14 protein-coding genes and 1 pseudogene are annotated in these 14696 nt (G+C 41.5%); 3 read left to right on the top strand and 12 right to left on the bottom strand.

The window, feature by feature from the left end; translation table 11 throughout:
- Position 1: 1 nt before the first annotated feature.
- The gene (gene bioB / locus NSP_RS14560) at positions 2–1012 is read right to left on the bottom strand and encodes a biotin synthase BioB (RefSeq protein ID WP_006198084.1); all 1011 of its coding nucleotides are present in this window, start codon (positions 1010–1012) and stop codon (positions 2–4) included.
- 164 nt (positions 1013–1176) lie between these two features.
- Here bioB and rimJ point away from each other — a divergent pair, with 164 nt between their 5' ends.
- Positions 1177–1749, top strand: coding sequence for a ribosomal protein S5-alanine N-acetyltransferase (rimJ, locus tag NSP_RS14555; protein ID WP_006198083.1), 573 nt, complete (start codon positions 1177–1179; stop codon positions 1747–1749).
- Between the two features lie 92 nt (positions 1750–1841).
- Here the strand turns inward: rimJ and NSP_RS14550 are convergent, their stop codons facing one another.
- Both NSP_RS14550 and NSP_RS26945 read right to left on the bottom strand, forming a co-directional pair.
- Complete coding sequence (locus NSP_RS14550; RefSeq protein WP_006198082.1) at positions 1842–4733, bottom strand: glycerol-3-phosphate acyltransferase; 2892 nt, start codon at positions 4731–4733, stop codon at positions 1842–1844.
- A gap of 145 nt (positions 4734–4878) precedes the next feature.
- A complete protein-coding gene (locus tag NSP_RS26945; RefSeq protein WP_006198081.1) occupies positions 4879–5019 on the bottom strand; it encodes a hypothetical protein in 141 nt (46 codons plus the stop codon).
- A gap of 195 nt (positions 5020–5214) precedes the next feature.
- Here NSP_RS26945 and NSP_RS14540 point away from each other — a divergent pair, with 195 nt between their 5' ends.
- Complete coding sequence (locus NSP_RS14540; RefSeq protein ID WP_006198080.1) at positions 5215–6174, top strand: SGNH/GDSL hydrolase family protein; 960 nt, start codon at positions 5215–5217, stop codon at positions 6172–6174.
- A gap of 122 nt (positions 6175–6296) precedes the next feature.
- Here the strand turns inward: NSP_RS14540 and NSP_RS14535 are convergent, their stop codons facing one another.
- Together NSP_RS14535 and NSP_RS14530 are read right to left on the bottom strand one after the other, a co-directional pair.
- Positions 6297–7319, bottom strand: coding sequence for a tetratricopeptide repeat protein (locus NSP_RS14535; RefSeq protein WP_006198079.1), 1023 nt, complete (start codon positions 7317–7319; stop codon positions 6297–6299).
- A gap of 298 nt (positions 7320–7617) precedes the next feature.
- A complete protein-coding gene (locus NSP_RS14530; protein ID WP_006198078.1) occupies positions 7618–8202 on the bottom strand; it encodes a hypothetical protein in 585 nt (194 codons plus the stop codon).
- Positions 8203–8386: 184 nt separating this feature from the next.
- Here NSP_RS14530 and NSP_RS14525 point away from each other — a divergent pair, with 184 nt between their 5' ends.
- Positions 8387–8944, top strand: a complete 558-nt coding sequence (locus NSP_RS14525) for a pentapeptide repeat-containing protein (RefSeq protein ID WP_006198077.1) — start codon at positions 8387–8389, stop codon at positions 8942–8944.
- A 190-nt stretch (positions 8945–9134) separates the two neighbouring features.
- Here the strand turns inward: NSP_RS14525 and NSP_RS14520 are convergent, their stop codons facing one another.
- The 7 genes and pseudogenes from NSP_RS14520 to NSP_RS24815 all read right to left on the bottom strand — a co-directional run.
- Positions 9135–9491, bottom strand: a complete 357-nt coding sequence (locus NSP_RS14520; protein WP_006198076.1) for a hypothetical protein — start codon at positions 9489–9491, stop codon at positions 9135–9137.
- Between the two features lie 72 nt (positions 9492–9563).
- A complete protein-coding gene (locus NSP_RS14515) occupies positions 9564–9746 on the bottom strand; it encodes a hypothetical protein (protein ID WP_006198075.1) in 183 nt (60 codons plus the stop codon).
- A 232-nt stretch (positions 9747–9978) separates the two neighbouring features.
- Complete coding sequence (gene folE, locus NSP_RS14510; RefSeq protein WP_042202763.1) at positions 9979–10629, bottom strand: GTP cyclohydrolase I FolE; 651 nt, start codon at positions 10627–10629, stop codon at positions 9979–9981.
- Positions 10630–10746: 117 nt separating this feature from the next.
- The gene (locus NSP_RS14505; protein WP_006198073.1) at positions 10747–11781 is read right to left on the bottom strand and encodes a CobW family GTP-binding protein; all 1035 of its coding nucleotides are present in this window, start codon (positions 11779–11781) and stop codon (positions 10747–10749) included.
- 150 nt (positions 11782–11931) lie between these two features.
- Entirely contained in the window at positions 11932–13077 is a 1146-nt protein-coding gene (gene cas6 / locus NSP_RS14500) for a CRISPR-associated endoribonuclease Cas6 (protein WP_006198071.1), read from the bottom strand.
- Positions 13078–13230: 153 nt separating this feature from the next.
- A complete protein-coding gene (locus tag NSP_RS14495; protein ID WP_006198070.1) occupies positions 13231–13572 on the bottom strand; it encodes a GUN4 domain-containing protein in 342 nt (113 codons plus the stop codon).
- A 198-nt stretch (positions 13573–13770) separates the two neighbouring features.
- Positions 13771–14696, bottom strand: a pseudogene (locus NSP_RS24815) (ISLre2 family transposase); the annotation flags it as partial.

The following is a 14696-nucleotide window of genomic DNA, read 5'->3' as shown; positions in this document are numbered from 1 at the left end:
GTTATGCGACAACGGCGGGAGTTGTGACTTTTTCCGGTCTTTGGTGGGGAGGACGCATTTCTAAGCCCAGTAAATTCAGCATTTCTTTGTCAGCGTCATAATCAGGACAGGGAGTGGTGACTGTGAGCATTTGATTATCATCGCTCGAAAAGATGGAATTAGCTCCAGCCATAAAGCACAAGGCTTGTTCCACTTGAGACAATCTCGCCCTACCAGCACTCAGACGCACGTCAGAATTTGGCATGATTATTCTGGCTGTGGCGATCATGCGTACTACATCCCAAATGGGTACATCTGGTTGATTTTCTAAAGGTGTACCGGGGACTTGAGAAAGAATATTGATGGGGACTGACTCTGGATGAGGTTGTAAATTTGATAGAGTTTCTAACATCCCCACACGATCTTCGACACTTTCACCTAAACCGAGAATACCGCCAGAACATACGGTGACATTTGTCTGTCGGACATTATCAATTGTATTCAGGCGATCGCCATAAGTTCTCGTGGTAATAATCGTATTATAATATTCCTCAGAAGTATCCAAATTATGATTATAAGCATATAGTCCAGCCGCTTCTAAGCGTTTTGCCTGATTTGTGGTCAGCATTCCCAGAGTACAGCAGACTTCTAAACCCATATCGGTGACTTCTTTGACCATTTCCAGGACTGTCTCAAATTGCGAATTATCCCGCACTTCCCGCCAAGCTGCACCCATGCAAACGCGACTAACACCTGTTGCTTTGGCTTTTTGGGCAATATTCAGGACTGTTTCCTTCTCTAACAGTGCTTGGGGCTTGACTTCAGTTTGATAACGGGAAGACTGGGCGCAGTAGCCACAATCTTCAGGACAAGCACCTGTTTTAATGGAGATTAGCTTACAAACTTGTATTTTCGTTGAATCATGATATTGGCGATGCACGCTAGCAGCTTGATAAATCAGCTCTAGGAATGGCGTGTTGTATATCGCTTGAATCTCTGCCTTTTGCCAATTGTAGCGTATTCCCACCGACATCACTATCCTTCTTATAAACTGGATTGATCAAGAGCCATTTTCTTGGCTCCTTTAAAATACAGCGTTGGGATTAAAGAATCTCAATTTTATTGCTGTAGATATTAGAAATCAGCTTACCAAGATTTTGGTGATCTGGCAGATTGATTGTAAAAATTATTACTTTTATGAAATCAGAACTACCATTAATCACGAGCGATCGCCTGACCTTAAGAATTGCGATTAAAAAGGATATACCACAACTAATTAAATATTTCCAGGACAATAGAGATTATTTTACCCCATTTTATCCAATTTTATTTGATCATTTGTTTACAGAAGAGTATTGGCAATATCAAATTGAAAATAATGTCTTGGAGTTCATCCATGACCAATCATTAAAGCTGTTCATTTTTCCGCAAAAAAAATCCACAAAAGTGATTGGAACGATAAATTTTAGTAACTTTATCCGAGGCGCAGCGCATTTTTGCTATGTGGGATATAGTCTGGCGGAATCTGAGCAAGGTAAAGGCTATATGACAGAAGCCTTAAAAGTGGCGACTGAATATGTATTTGAAGAATTAAATTTTCATCGGATCATGGCTAATTATATGCCGCATAATCGGCGCAGTGGTAATGTTTTAAAAAGGCTCGGTTTTGTGGTGGAAGGATACGCTAGGGATTATTTATTAATTAATGGTAAATGGGAAGATCATATTCTCACAAGTTTAGTCAATCCTCATTGGAAACCAGAGGAGTGAGAAGAAGCAGGGGAGCACCGGAGCACCGGAGCAGGGGAGCACCGGAGCAGGGGGAGTTAACAACCTTCCTTTTCTCCCTTGCTTTTTTAGACTCAATCGGGTCTCAAGTCGTGAGATAATTCGATAATTCCTCTAGATCCGTCCATTCGTACACGTTGTCCATCTTGTAATATCCAAGTAGCATTGTGAACATCCATGATAGCGGGAATTCCGTACTCACGAGCGACGATTGCACCGTGAGAAAGTCGTCCCCCAGCCTCAGCAATTAAGCCCCCAGCCCTGACTAATAAAGGGGCCCAGCCGGAATCTGTGTAAGGTACTACCAAAATTGTCTCCCGGTTGATTTCTGGTAAATCTTGTAAATTTCTTACTATCTTGATTCGTCCTTCGGCTTGACCGTGACTGGCGGGAATACCCTGTAATACTTGGTCTGAGTAAAGAGAGGAGGGGGGTAGGGGATGGGGTGGTGTATGACCGTAAACTAAAAGGGGGATTTGATTGAACTGACTATCTTGATGGAATTGCGATCGCCTCAATTCTACTATCTCAGATAAATCTTTTCTCAGTTCTAAATCATCCCCAGCGACTAAACGCCGCACTTCATCTAATTCTAGAAAAAAGATATCCCCAGTTTGCTGAATTAAGCCGGATTTTAACCAAATTTTCTCTAAAGCGACAAATCTCCAGCGCAATTCAGCCAATAGCCGAGAATACAATTCGGTAACTCGTCCTTTAATATCTACTCGTCGCTGTACTACTCCTCGTTTGCGCTTGGCTGATAAAACCCGATTAATGGAATCTCCACCATCTGTCTCTGGTGGATTTTGCAATAACTGGACAAATAACTGCTTGATGGGTTGGGGGTTTTCCTTCCAGGTAGGAACAGCAATATTTGTCCCCACATCACTTAAATAACCGTAATCTTCCAGCAGTTCGCTAAATTCATCGAGAATTTGCTCACCCTCTGGGGTTTGTGCTAATTGCTCAAATACTAGATCCGGTTCACACTCAGGTAATATTTTTTTCGCATCTGCGGCTAAAGCAGTGAGCGATCGCAATGCTGCTACTTCTGGAGCTATACTGTTATCAATTTCCCCATCTTTGACGCGAAAAACTGCCTGTCTCAAGGCTGCACTCAAGGGTGCTAAAATGCTGTAATAAGTGCCACTGCGGAGCAATTCCAGAATAAAATCTATTCTTTCTAATAACTGGGGTGCGCGCAGTTCTTCTATAGATTCATGTGCTAATTGTGACATTCCGGGAATAAACTTTCGACTATAGTCCCGTTTAAAATCCTTTTCTAAGCTGAGTTCTTGCTTCAGCAGCCGCATTAATCCTGGTAAATTCGCCAAAGTGGTCTTTAACTGCGGTTTGCTCATCTTCGCGCCTCTGGTTAAAAATTCCAGACTTTCCGGTGGTAAACCCATCCGCAGAAAAATCTGTCCTAAGAGGGATGCATTAAAATAAGCTCTAGAATAATGCAGTGTGGCAGTTTCGCTAAAATCTAAACCCAAGGCGCGATCGCCTAAAACCAAAGTAAAGAAATCTCCCCACACGCCACAAGTCAAGGGGCGATTAATCGACCAGGTTAAGGGTTGAATCACGCCAGGTATGACTTCGGCGGCGATTTTCCTTGTCCAGATGGGTAATAAAGTTGTAATGGGTCGAGATTGCAAAACCCAGAGATTTTGACTGTCATAAGTCCACTCAATATCTTGGGGTAGACCGTGATACTGTTTTTCTAGTCGCCGGACTAAGTATACTACTTGTTTAATTAATGCTTGTGGTACTTGCCCGCTTCCTTCTACTTGCACAGAGGAAATATTCTCTGTTTCTACCACAAAAGCCCGATATTGTTCTGGCGTAACTTTGCCGGAAACAACTTGATTAGCGCTACCTGGTAATGCTTCAATGACAATGGCATCCCCTTGTTGGGTAATGGGATCACGACTGAAAGCTACGCCAGAATAAACGCTCTGTATTTGTTGTTGTACCAGCACAGCCATTGCAGTATCTGGTAAACCGCGATCGCGACGATATTGGACAGCCGAAGGATGATTGTAAGAAGCTTGAACTTGAGCGATCGCCCCTTGTAATTCCTGTTTGCTGGTAACATTTAAAACTGTTGTGTACTGTCCAGCCGCCGAAGCTTGTTCGGAGTCTTCCCCAATAGCCGAGGAACGCACCACTAAAGGAGATAAATCCGAAGGCTCAAGCATAGCAATTAAGCCTTGAGGATCATCCTCCGGGGACATTACCCATCCTTTCGGCACTGGATAGCCCCAGCGCTTAATTTGAGATAATGTAGCTGCTTTTTCTCCAAACACCGTAGCATCTAACTCGTCATCTAAAGTCAGAATCCGGCGATTACCGCGTAAATAAGTAAAAGCTGCTTGTGAGTCTGTATCAGCTTCTTCTGGGGGTAAATTCAAATCATCGGGAATTTTTGTGTAAATCCACCCCAAAACTCCAGCTAAGACAATAGCTGCCATGATTTTGGGCAAATTGTCAACATTTAGGAGGATCACAAACAAGGGAAACACGAATAAAACTCCGAATTTTACCAGTAGCTTAGATTGCAGAAGTGTAAAACTGATAATTGCCAATAAACTTGTGAATATTGCCACAAGGGGGTCATGGACGATAAATCCCCAAACCACGTTAGTTGTACCAGCCCCTCTGCCTACACCATATCTACCTAATACTAAGGCAATCAGGGCGATTAATTCCCAAACCGATCCTTCGGGAAAAAACACACGCGACAACAATACTGCCGCAATTCCTTTAATCGCTTCTGACAAAACCGCCAGAATACCTACCCATGTGCCGCCATGATAAAAAGCGGCTGAAACACTGATGTTTTTTGTGCCAATTTGTGATAATTGCCTGCCTTTGAGGGCGTAGGTAATCCAACCAATAATTGGTAACGCCCCCAAGACGGGACAGGCTATTAAAATAATTAAGGCTCCCCAAAGTTCAATCATTGTGAATTTTAGATTTTAGATTTATTTTCCCTCTAAAACCTGAAATCTCACATTCTCAAGTTCTCAAATTTTTGGATGGTGGTTGATGGACACTTGGCTGCGGTAGGAACCGTTGTTGCAAGTGTCCCTGACTGTTGCTAATTACTTAGTTTAGGGCATAGGCAGCTTGCAACGCCCAAAGAATCAAGGCAGCAATCGATCCCAATAGCAGCACAGTAGAGATGGTAACAACTTTGGGGGAATCTGCACCCTTAAATTTCATAATTCCGCGATTTAAATCGGACATAGCTTGTAAACCTCCTTTGTTACAGTGCTAATTTGTCCGTTTTGATTGTAGTCTTTCTATTTGCTGATCAAGCTAAATTACAGATAATATTTTGTTTAAGCTTTGCAACGTCATATTTTTTAACGCAAAGTTACGCGGAGGTTCACGCGGAGGTTCGCAGAGGTTTTTTACAGTTTGAGGGGAGGGGGTTTATAGGTGAAGTTAGCAATAATCTTGATTTTAGCGGTTGTGGGGTTATTTGTGCTGGTTGAGGTGGGTTTGCGATCGCTTTTTGGTTTTGGTCATCCTCTGATTTATCTTGCTGATCCGCATATTGGTTATTTGTTAGCCCCAAATCAACGCACTCGCCGTTTTGGTAATCGCATTGAAGTTAATCAGTATTCTATGCGAAGCCCACCTATGGAAAAGATACCCGCACTTTCTACTCTCCGGGTGCTAATTATTGGCGATTCTATTGCTAATGGTGGTTGGTGGACAGACCAGGATAATACAATATCTAGCCTGATTACTCGTTCTTTACAAGAAAAAAATATTAGTAATTTCCAGGATGTGGAAGTATTAAATGCTTCGGCTAATTCTTGGAGTCCCAGGAATGAATTAGCATATTTACAACGATTTGGCAACTTTAACGCGCAAATTGTCGTGTTATTAATTAATACTGATGATTTATTTGGGACTGCACCGACTTCTTTACCTGTGGGACGCGATCGCAATTACCCAGACAAGAAACCTCCCCTCGCATTGGTGGAAGTATGGCAACGGTATATTATTAAACCCAAGCCTATCCCGGAAATGCCAGATGTGCAGAAGGAAACGGGGGATATAGTGGGGATTAATTTAGAAGCCATTCGCCAAATTCAAGCATTCACTCGTGAAAACAAGAGCCAATTTTTGCTGCTGATGACTCCCTTATTACGAGAAATTGGTGAACCCGGCCCCCGTGACTACGAAATTACCACCCGTCAAAGAGTGATTGACTTTACGCAAGGGCAGCAAATTACGTATATAGATTTGTTACCATTACTTAACGCATATCCAGATGCAAAAGCCTTGTATCAAGATCATATCCACTTCAATTTGCAAGGTAATCAGTTTATCAGTCAAATTATAGAGCGATCGCTTTTACAGCACCTCACCCCCAACCCCTCTCCTTAGTAAGGAGAGGGGAGACTTTAATAAATCAGTCAACAGTGAACAGTGAACAGTGAACACGCCGATTTAGTCAGGGATTTCGACCCTATTATGTCTCTTGACTGATAACTGATAACTGATAACTGTTACAGCGCATCAATACACTGCTTAATTTTTTGCAATTGTGGCTGAGATTCAATGGCTTTGGCTAAATCGTGAGCATTGTGGTAGTAAGACAGCGCTAACTTTTTGCGTTTAGTCTTAGCGTAAAAGTTACCCATATTCAGGAGCGTGGAAATTTCCCCCAGACAATCACCAATTTCTTGATAAATAGCGATCGCTTGCTCATAATATTTCATAGCCTGACGGTTATTCGCTAAGATACCGTAGGTAAAACCAATGTTCTGTAGGGTTGTCCCTTCACCTGCGCGATCCTTGATCGCCCGACGGGTCAACAAAACTTGATAGTAAAGTAACAGAGCTTTTTTAGGTTCTCCCAAATCACCATAGACAGAAGCAATATTATTTAAGGTACTAGCTTCGCCCATCACATTCTTAACAGCGCGTTGAATGGGGAGCGCTGCTTGCAGAAATTCTAAAGCTCGCTCATACTGTCCTAAAGTGCTGTAAGCATAACCAATACCATTGAGGGTAGTGGCTTCACCAGAAAAATCTCCTAGTGTTCGACGCATGGACAAAACTTGGTATTGTATCAACAGCGATCGCTTTGGTTGCCCCAATTTGGTGTAAATTAGTGCTACATCATTGAGAGTAGAAACTTCGCCGGGAATATCTTGCAAATCTCGAAAGATTCCTAATGCTTGAGCAAAATACTCCAGCGATCGCGACAAACGTCCCAAACGGCTGTAAGTAGAACCGAGATTGCTTAATGCGATCGCCTCAGCTCGTCTGTTACCCAGTTCCGTAGCTACCAAACGTGCTTGCTGAAAACACTCCAATGCTTGTAGAGGTTGGCAACAACTCAGGTGAGCTAAACCAATATCATTTAATGTATGGCCTTCTCTGGCTCGGTCTGGAATTGATCTGGCTAACTGTAAATTCTCACTGGCAAAATTGAGATATTCTTGAAACTGACCCTGTTTGTAGTAGCGGCTAGCTTCGTTACGGCGTTGTTCCCACTCTTGGACTTGATTAAAAGCTTGCGTCATCTGACCCCGGTTACACTCTGCGATGAATTGGCAAGTGATCTTAGGGAATGTACCCTTTGGAGGATTCCCAACTTTGAGTTAATTGTTATATTCTACCGTGAGAGATAAAAAGTAAATAGATTTTCCATAAAAAAATATATCTATAGATAGTTGACTGGGGAATGGGCAGAAGAGGCAGGGGTGCAGGGAGCAGGGAGCAGGGGGGAGAAGACGGTAACTTCCCAATGACTAATGACTAATGACTAATGACCAATGACTAATGACCAATGACCAATGACCAATGACTAATGACTAATGACTAATGACGAATCCAGAGAGCCAACCCACCCCCACGACCACGAGCTGCAATAAAATCTGGTGTCACTAAAAAGAAAGCAAAAAAAGGTAATTTAGCGATAGACTGCTCATAAAAATCCTCAGATTGAGCTTGACCAGAGCGAATCTGCTTGTTGTAGACCATACGACCGAACAGGCTAAAAACCAAATAATTAAAGTCAAACGCCAATAAATTTTTCTTACCTAAATATTTGGCTGGTCCAGTCAGATGCAATAACAACGGTCCTAATTGTACCTGATTACCAATTTCCCCCTTGGTTGAATCTGGCTGTGAACTAAAAGAAATCTGGACGGCGACAAATTTCGGGACATACAAACCCTTCCCTAAAATAATTCCACCTCGTTTGCGAGCTTTTTTAGTCCCAGTAGCAAAGCAAAGTTGCCATTTACCCAGCAGCGATGCAAAGGGATAAGTTAGCCGTTCTTGTTTAGCAGCTGTTTCGGCTTGTAATAAGGCATTAACAACTGTTTGAGCAGTGGGACGTGCGCCCCCTTGTCCGCGATATGCAGCCACTGCTTGAGATAAGGTGGATGTGAAATCAGCCATTTATTTGAGTATATTTCTATTAAGAATTTTTTAAAATAGCTTGCAATTATAGCACAATGGAGTAACAAGTTTTCCTTAAAATCCCGGTTGCTGGCAACTCAAAAAATTGTCTTTGGTGTGGTTTGGGTAGAGTGCAAAACTGATATCTCAACTTGCTGACCTGTAGACATTGCGAGGTGACAACATGGATGCTAACAAAATCCTGAATCTTTATGCAGCAGGAGAACGCACATTTAATCGAGCCAATTTACATCAAATAAATCTTTGTGCTGCTAACTTGAGTGGTGTTAATTTTACTGAAGCTGACTTGAGTGGTGCTAACCTGACTCAAGCGAATTTGAGTGAATGTAACTTGAGTCGAGCAAATCTGACTGATGCTGATTTGAGTGGAGCAAATTTAAACGGTGCAAACTTGAGTGAAGTCAACTTAATTGGCGCTGAACTAATTAGAGTCAACCTACAGGAGTCTAACTTAAGTCGTGCAGATTTGCGGAGTGCAAATTTAGAAATTGCCAACCTGCTAGGTGCAAACCTCAGTGAAGCGGAAATGAGTGGGGCGAATTTAAGAAACGCTAATCTTAGGAGGGCTAATTTAATTGGTTGCAATATTAATGAAGCAGAACTCGATGGTGCAGACTTAACAGGAGCAATCATCAATGAGTTAGAGAAAGCTGAAGAAATATTGCATATAGGAATATCTCATAAATGGGTAACTTGGGCTGGTAGTTATTCCTATTCTTAGCAGTGCGGAATTTATCGAAGAACCTCACCCCCAACCCCTCTGGTTGCTAAGGAGAGGGGAGAATTTCAGAAACCCCAACCCCTTTCCTTGCTTTCGCGTAGCGTCTCCCTTTGGGAGAAGGAGAGGGGAGAATTTCAGATAAGTTCCAGAAGGGGCGAGATAAAAAACCAGATTTGCAATGCTAGAAATTCTAATAAACTAAAGGTGCTATGCCGCGCATCTGGCGCAAAGAATTTATACACTGTGGACAGTCACAGTTAAATAAGTCAACGGCCATATCACTTTCTTCGATATTAAACGCTAGCAAGCTATCTTGATTTTCACCAGCAAGCTCGTTTGCAGGTTCATATTCAGGGATTTGGGCTAATACGGAAGCTCTAGCACACACGGGACGCAATATATGGTAATTCTGTACACAGGTTAGTTTATCTGTGTTTTCTGTTTCTGGGTTAGCCGCCTGTGCTTGGTTAGCCATTGCTCCCATAGAAAGAATAGAACTAACTAACATGGGAGTCGAAAGCAAACTGAGTATAGTTTTTTTGTTCATGAGGTTTCCTTTTTAAACAATCCTGACTGCTTAGATTATCTGATCAAATCTTTCGATTCAAGCAAATGTCGATCAGGAATGCCAGCGAGTTGTACCATCTGATTGATCGATTAAAGTAGTGCCTAGTTCCTGCAATTGATCACGAATGCGATCGCTTGCGGCGAAATTCTCAGCTTTACCCGTTTTTGGGCGTTGCTGATTTGAAGTATGAACAGGATTTGTGATGATGTCAAAACCCCTGTAGAGACGTTCCATGGAACGTCCCTACATTTAAATTCATATTTGGTTTCAGCAACGCCCGTTTTTGTCACTGCTGAGAGCTTGGGATTAATTTACTTAAGACTCATAGTCCAGAATATTTATTGGTATATTTCCGAACAATATATTTAATTTTAATTTCTCATTTATTCCTGAATGTAGAGACAAGAATTTTCCCATCTCTACATCTACAGCACAAGCTACATAGATTTAGCTCTATGACAACTATTTAATGAAAGTTAGCATTGTGGCGGATCAAATTCATAAATTCTTCGCGCGTTCTGGAATCTTCTGCAAAAACTCCACGCATAGCACTACTAACAGTCCAAGAACCTGGTTTTTGCACACCGCGCATGACCATACACATATGGGTAGCTTCCACAACGACTGCTACACCTTGGGGTTTGAGTAAACCTTGCAATGCGTCAGCAATTTGGGTGGTGAGACGTTCTTGTACTTGTAAACGTCGTCCATACATTTCACAAATGCGGGCGATTTTAGATAAACCGATGACTTTGCCGTTGGGAATGTAGGCGACATGAGCGCGGCCAATAATGGGCAGGATATGATGCTCACAGGAACTGAAAATATCGATGTCCCGAACCAACACCATTTCATTGGCATCTTCTGTAAAAACTGCTCCGTTTAACAGTTCATCCAAAGAATCAGTGTATCCCTTTGTGAGAAACTGCAAGGCTTTCATCACCCTTTTGGGAGTGTCTTTGAGTCCTTCGCGGTCTGGATCTTCTCCTAATCCAATCAACAAAGTCCGCACAGCCTGCATCATTTCTGCTTCTGTTACTTTTGGCTGCTTTTGAGCAGTTAAAGACGATATTACCTGATCGGCAGAAGTTAGATCGGGACGAATCGATAAAGTCATTTTTTGAGTTTTGTAGGAATGTTTTGCTGAATTAGTCAGTTGTGAGATTTCGGTGGGCATTGACCATTGACTACCCCTGACTAATGAATGAGTGTAACATAACTTTACACGCTCTCATCATACCAAACATTTATGCAAATGAGAGTGAATTTCATTGGTTTTCAAGTTTCTGCCAATAAAAACTAGCTGATTTTTTGGTTGAGAATACCAGTCATCGGCGTGTAAATTATAACGCTGTCCACTAAGTTGGAAGATATGACGCAGATCACTGTCATTAAACCAAAGTATGCCTTTAGCTCGAAATACTCCGGCTGGCATTTGTTCTGTGAGGAAAGCTTCAAACTTGTGAACATCAAAAGGGCGATCGCTTTGGAAGGAAATAGAGATAAAGCCATCATTATCTAAGTGATCAGAGTGATGGTGATGATGTTCGTGATCATGGTGATCATGTTCATGATGATGCTCTTGGTGAGCATCTTGTTCCGCAATAGATATATACTGTGATTGGGGTGTTAGCTGTGTATCCAAAATCAATGCTAAAGGCACTTCCCCATATTGGGTAGGCAGAATCTTCGCCCCCGCTTTCACCTCATGGATGTAACTTTCGACTTCTTTAACTTTTTCTGGAGTAGCAAGATCAACTTTATTCAGAAGAATAATATCGCCATAAGTGATTTGTTTTAAAGCCGATTCACTCTGAAAATGTTCAGCATCAAAAGCGTCTACATCTACCAAAGTAATAATAGAATCGAGATTAGTTAAATCTCTGAGTTCCGTGCCTAAAAAGGTAAGAATAATCGGTAGAGGGTCAGCTACACCAGTAGTTTCAATTACCAGATAATCAATGCGTTCTTCTCTTTCTAGTATGCGATAAACAGCATCAACTAAGCCATCATTGATAGTACAACAAATACAACCATTGCTGAGTTCCATCATGTCTTGATCTACCGAAACCAGCAATTGGCTATCAATGTTAATATCGCCAAACTCATTGACTAAGACAGCAACCTTTAAATTTTCTTTATTTTTGAGTATTTGATTGAGAAGAGTAGTTTTACCACTTCCTAAAAACCCAGTAATTAGAGTCACCGGCATTCCCCGTTTAGGAATCTCCGGTGTGACGTTGGTTGCGGATGGTGTGAGAGTAGTCATATTACTTCTGATTGGATAACAGAACTAACCATAGCCATAAAATAATGAGAATCGTTATCATGATAGCGCAAAAAAAACCCATTGCTGAATTTAAATTTTTTTAACTCTCTTCCTCTCTGCGCCTCTGCGCCTCTGCGTGACACTAATTTCTTACAAATCTGCATCCTTAAGCGATCGCCTAGCCAATTTAGTGTAAGTTTTAACAGTATCCACAGGCATTTCCAAATCCTCAGCTATCAGCTTCAAAGACTCGCCCATTTCGCGCCGTGCCAAAATTGTAGCCCAGGTTGCCGCTATTTTATCAGTGCGATCGCCCCCAGAGCGTTTGCGTTGAGCCGTAAAAATAGCAGTTAACTCCTCAATGCGTTCTCCCAGGAGATTTGTAAGTAACTGCGTCGGACTGCTGGCTTCTGGTTCCACCCAACTTAGAGAAGTTTGTCCTAAACCAAAAGTCGTTTTATGTCCGGTTCCACAATAGGGAGCGAGTTTAACCAAAGCATAAAACAACTGGGTAAACTCAGTATTAGCCAAAGCAGCTTTACTTAACCCGCAGGAAATCGCCCCAGTAAAACCGGTCACTGATCCCCGTTTACCAGCAGCCACCTTCACAGATTCCAAGCGGTGTTGATGAATAATCACATTTTCGTCAATCCAATCGAGAAAATCAGCTTGTGATATGGGGATTTGGGAAAAATCATTCCAGCGCCGCAGGTAGCTATGAAAGAGATTCACAGGTACAGGGAGGGGGAAATGATGACCTTTGCGGCGAAAGCTGGTAGGTGAGATAAAGCTGAGATTGACCTGAGAGTATTTTGCTGGTGGTTGTAATAGTTGGGCGTAGGTGGTGGGTGGATGAGCGATTCTCACCTGTTTTATCTGTAGAGTAGCACCTCTTAAATTGAGGGTTTGTGGCAATTGGGTTAACCATAGTTGGAGAAACTCAGCCACCTTTGCAGATAAAGCGTTGACTTGCCAGTGTAAAATTTGGTTTGCTTCTAGTTGTAATTGTTTACCCGTGGGAAGTAGTTGACTTTCTAAAGCTGAGATATTGAAGGGTTTTTCTGACTCACCATCATGGAGATAGGCCGAAAGGTCTGGGTCAAGTTGTCGCACTTGGTCAAGAAACCAAGCATGGAGGGCGATGGTGTATTGGGAGTAGAGGGAACTGGTGGTAAGTGCTTCGAGGTCAAATTCTAATCCCACCAATTCGGTGTTATCTGCCCATGTGGGAAGTGTTGCGGTAGGTGATGATTTGGGCTTTTGTTGACGATTGGTAGGTTTAGCTGTTCTGACCATTACCGAGTTCTATGCAAGTGTTGTTGAGTATTTTACTCTGTTTCCGTCCCCTTGCGGGGAGTATATAAGCGGAAAGCTAAGGAAATGGTGAGCTAAATGCTCACCATTGTTTTTACCTTATTATTAAATCTTCTCTTTAGCTCACCATTGTTTTTACCTTATTATTAAATCTTCTCTCAAGATTAACGCTGGATAAGTAACTCTAGTTTGCTCATTGCAGTACCACAGATTGCGGTATAGCCAGACCCAAGGCAAATGCCCTTCAGGTGCGGAGATGTCGTAAATTAAATCACCTTCACCAATATAATTGCCAAAGTATCCCTTTGTGTACCACCCAACTAATTTGCAATACTTCTCCCAAGTCCCATTGCGGTAAGTGCGTGTTCCTCCCACTTCCAGATATTTTTTCTTCTGAGCAGAAAAGCCGAAGCGTCCTTGCTTTGGGAGCAACGCGATTTTGTGAAGTTGGGTCAAAAAGTAGCGATCGCTAATCATCTTTTTTCAGTACAAAGTAATTTTATTTACAATATATAAACGTATTTACACGATAAATTATCTTGATGAGATATCTCAAAAAGATTGCTAGTAAATCATTTGACGATTATTTCCAAAATTTTCTGTAATATCTCTTGAATGTTTGGTATCAATTACAGCAGAAAATAAATTAAAGGAAGAATTAAAGTATAAAATTTATTACCCAGTTGGGGATTTGATCAAAGAATTAAAAATAGAATCACAAAAATTATCCCAAGTTTTAGCTATCCATTGACAACGCAGATGTAACATAATTTCTGCATTATTTTGTAACCAAAACTTACTGTTTCCTTTCATGCGTAAATTAACAACTTGACGAATTAAACTTTCAACTGCGCCACTACCAAGAGGAAGCTTTTGAGATGCCACCTCGTTATATTTTAACAGCCTCCTTCTATAGGCTTTTAAAATATAATTTCGCTCTCGCACTAAAATTTTACAGCGTTCTCCAGTCGCGCCAGAGATAAATTCACCCATGTTTCTCATTAAATCTAGCGTTTGCCCTTTCTTTAAAGCTTTTCGAGCTTTTTTAAACCATAATTGACTTTCATTATCTGTACTAAAAGCAGCATCAGCAAAATCTTTTAAATGTGATACAGCGTGATACAAATCTAATAATTGATAAGTTTCGGATGGACATTTTAGCTTTTTTAATAACGGGGGAATGTGTATCCATATCCACTCTGCACCATCGGCAATCAATAACACCTGTTTAGCTTGGCTTATCCCCAAATTTACTAAGTACATTTCTAAAATTTTCAGAAACTCTTTATAACCGGAATATGTGCCATCATTAGTAATAGGTATTGCTGATGTTCTAATTTTTTTACCTTGTTCATTTACGACATAAATTGTTAGTAACTTTGGCTCCATCCATTCACCGACAAAGCCATGACGGTTTGTTTTGCTACTGGGTCTACCTTTTTTATTAAACCTAATTTTAGTTCTTCCACCATCTACAGCGATGACAACTCGTTGGTCTTTGAGAACATTACTATCAGATAAGTTATCCATCTCCAGATGTAATATTTTCGATTGGCGAAGATTAATACCAATTTTACCAAAAAGGTAAGTCAGACGTTCGA

It is taken from the genome of Nodularia spumigena CCY9414 (assembly GCF_000340565.2).
GTDB lineage: Bacteria > Cyanobacteriota > Cyanobacteriia > Cyanobacteriales > Nostocaceae > Nodularia > Nodularia spumigena.
The sequence above is the reverse complement of the archived record's forward strand: the minus strand, read 5'-3'. Positions and strand labels throughout refer to the sequence as shown.

Coding starts and splice junctions, on each gene's coding strand:
- bioB (WP_006198084.1), bottom strand. CDS start 1,012: ATGTCGGTGGGAATACGCTACAATTGGCAAAAGGCAGAGATTCAAGCG.
- rimJ (WP_006198083.1), top strand. CDS start 1,177: ATGAAATCAGAACTACCATTAATCACGAGCGATCGCCTGACCTTAAGA.
- NSP_RS14550 (WP_006198082.1), bottom strand. CDS start 4,733: ATGATTGAACTTTGGGGAGCCTTAATTATTTTAATAGCCTGTCCCGTC.
- NSP_RS26945 (WP_006198081.1), bottom strand. CDS start 5,019: ATGTCCGATTTAAATCGCGGAATTATGAAATTTAAGGGTGCAGATTCC.
- NSP_RS14535 (WP_006198079.1), bottom strand. CDS start 7,319: ATGACGCAAGCTTTTAATCAAGTCCAAGAGTGGGAACAACGCCGTAAC.
- NSP_RS14530 (WP_006198078.1), bottom strand. CDS start 8,202: ATGGCTGATTTCACATCCACCTTATCTCAAGCAGTGGCTGCATATCGC.
- NSP_RS14525 (WP_006198077.1), top strand. CDS start 8,387: ATGGATGCTAACAAAATCCTGAATCTTTATGCAGCAGGAGAACGCACA.
- NSP_RS14520 (WP_006198076.1), bottom strand. CDS start 9,491: ATGAACAAAAAAACTATACTCAGTTTGCTTTCGACTCCCATGTTAGTT.
- NSP_RS14515 (WP_006198075.1), bottom strand. CDS start 9,746: ATGGAACGTCTCTACAGGGGTTTTGACATCATCACAAATCCTGTTCAT.
- folE (WP_042202763.1), bottom strand. CDS start 10,629: ATGACTTTATCGATTCGTCCCGATCTAACTTCTGCCGATCAGGTAATA.
- NSP_RS14505 (WP_006198073.1), bottom strand. CDS start 11,781: ATGACTACTCTCACACCATCCGCAACCAACGTCACACCGGAGATTCCT.
- cas6 (WP_006198071.1), bottom strand. CDS start 13,077: ATGGTCAGAACAGCTAAACCTACCAATCGTCAACAAAAGCCCAAATCA.
- NSP_RS14495 (WP_006198070.1), bottom strand. CDS start 13,572: ATGATTAGCGATCGCTACTTTTTGACCCAACTTCACAAAATCGCGTTG.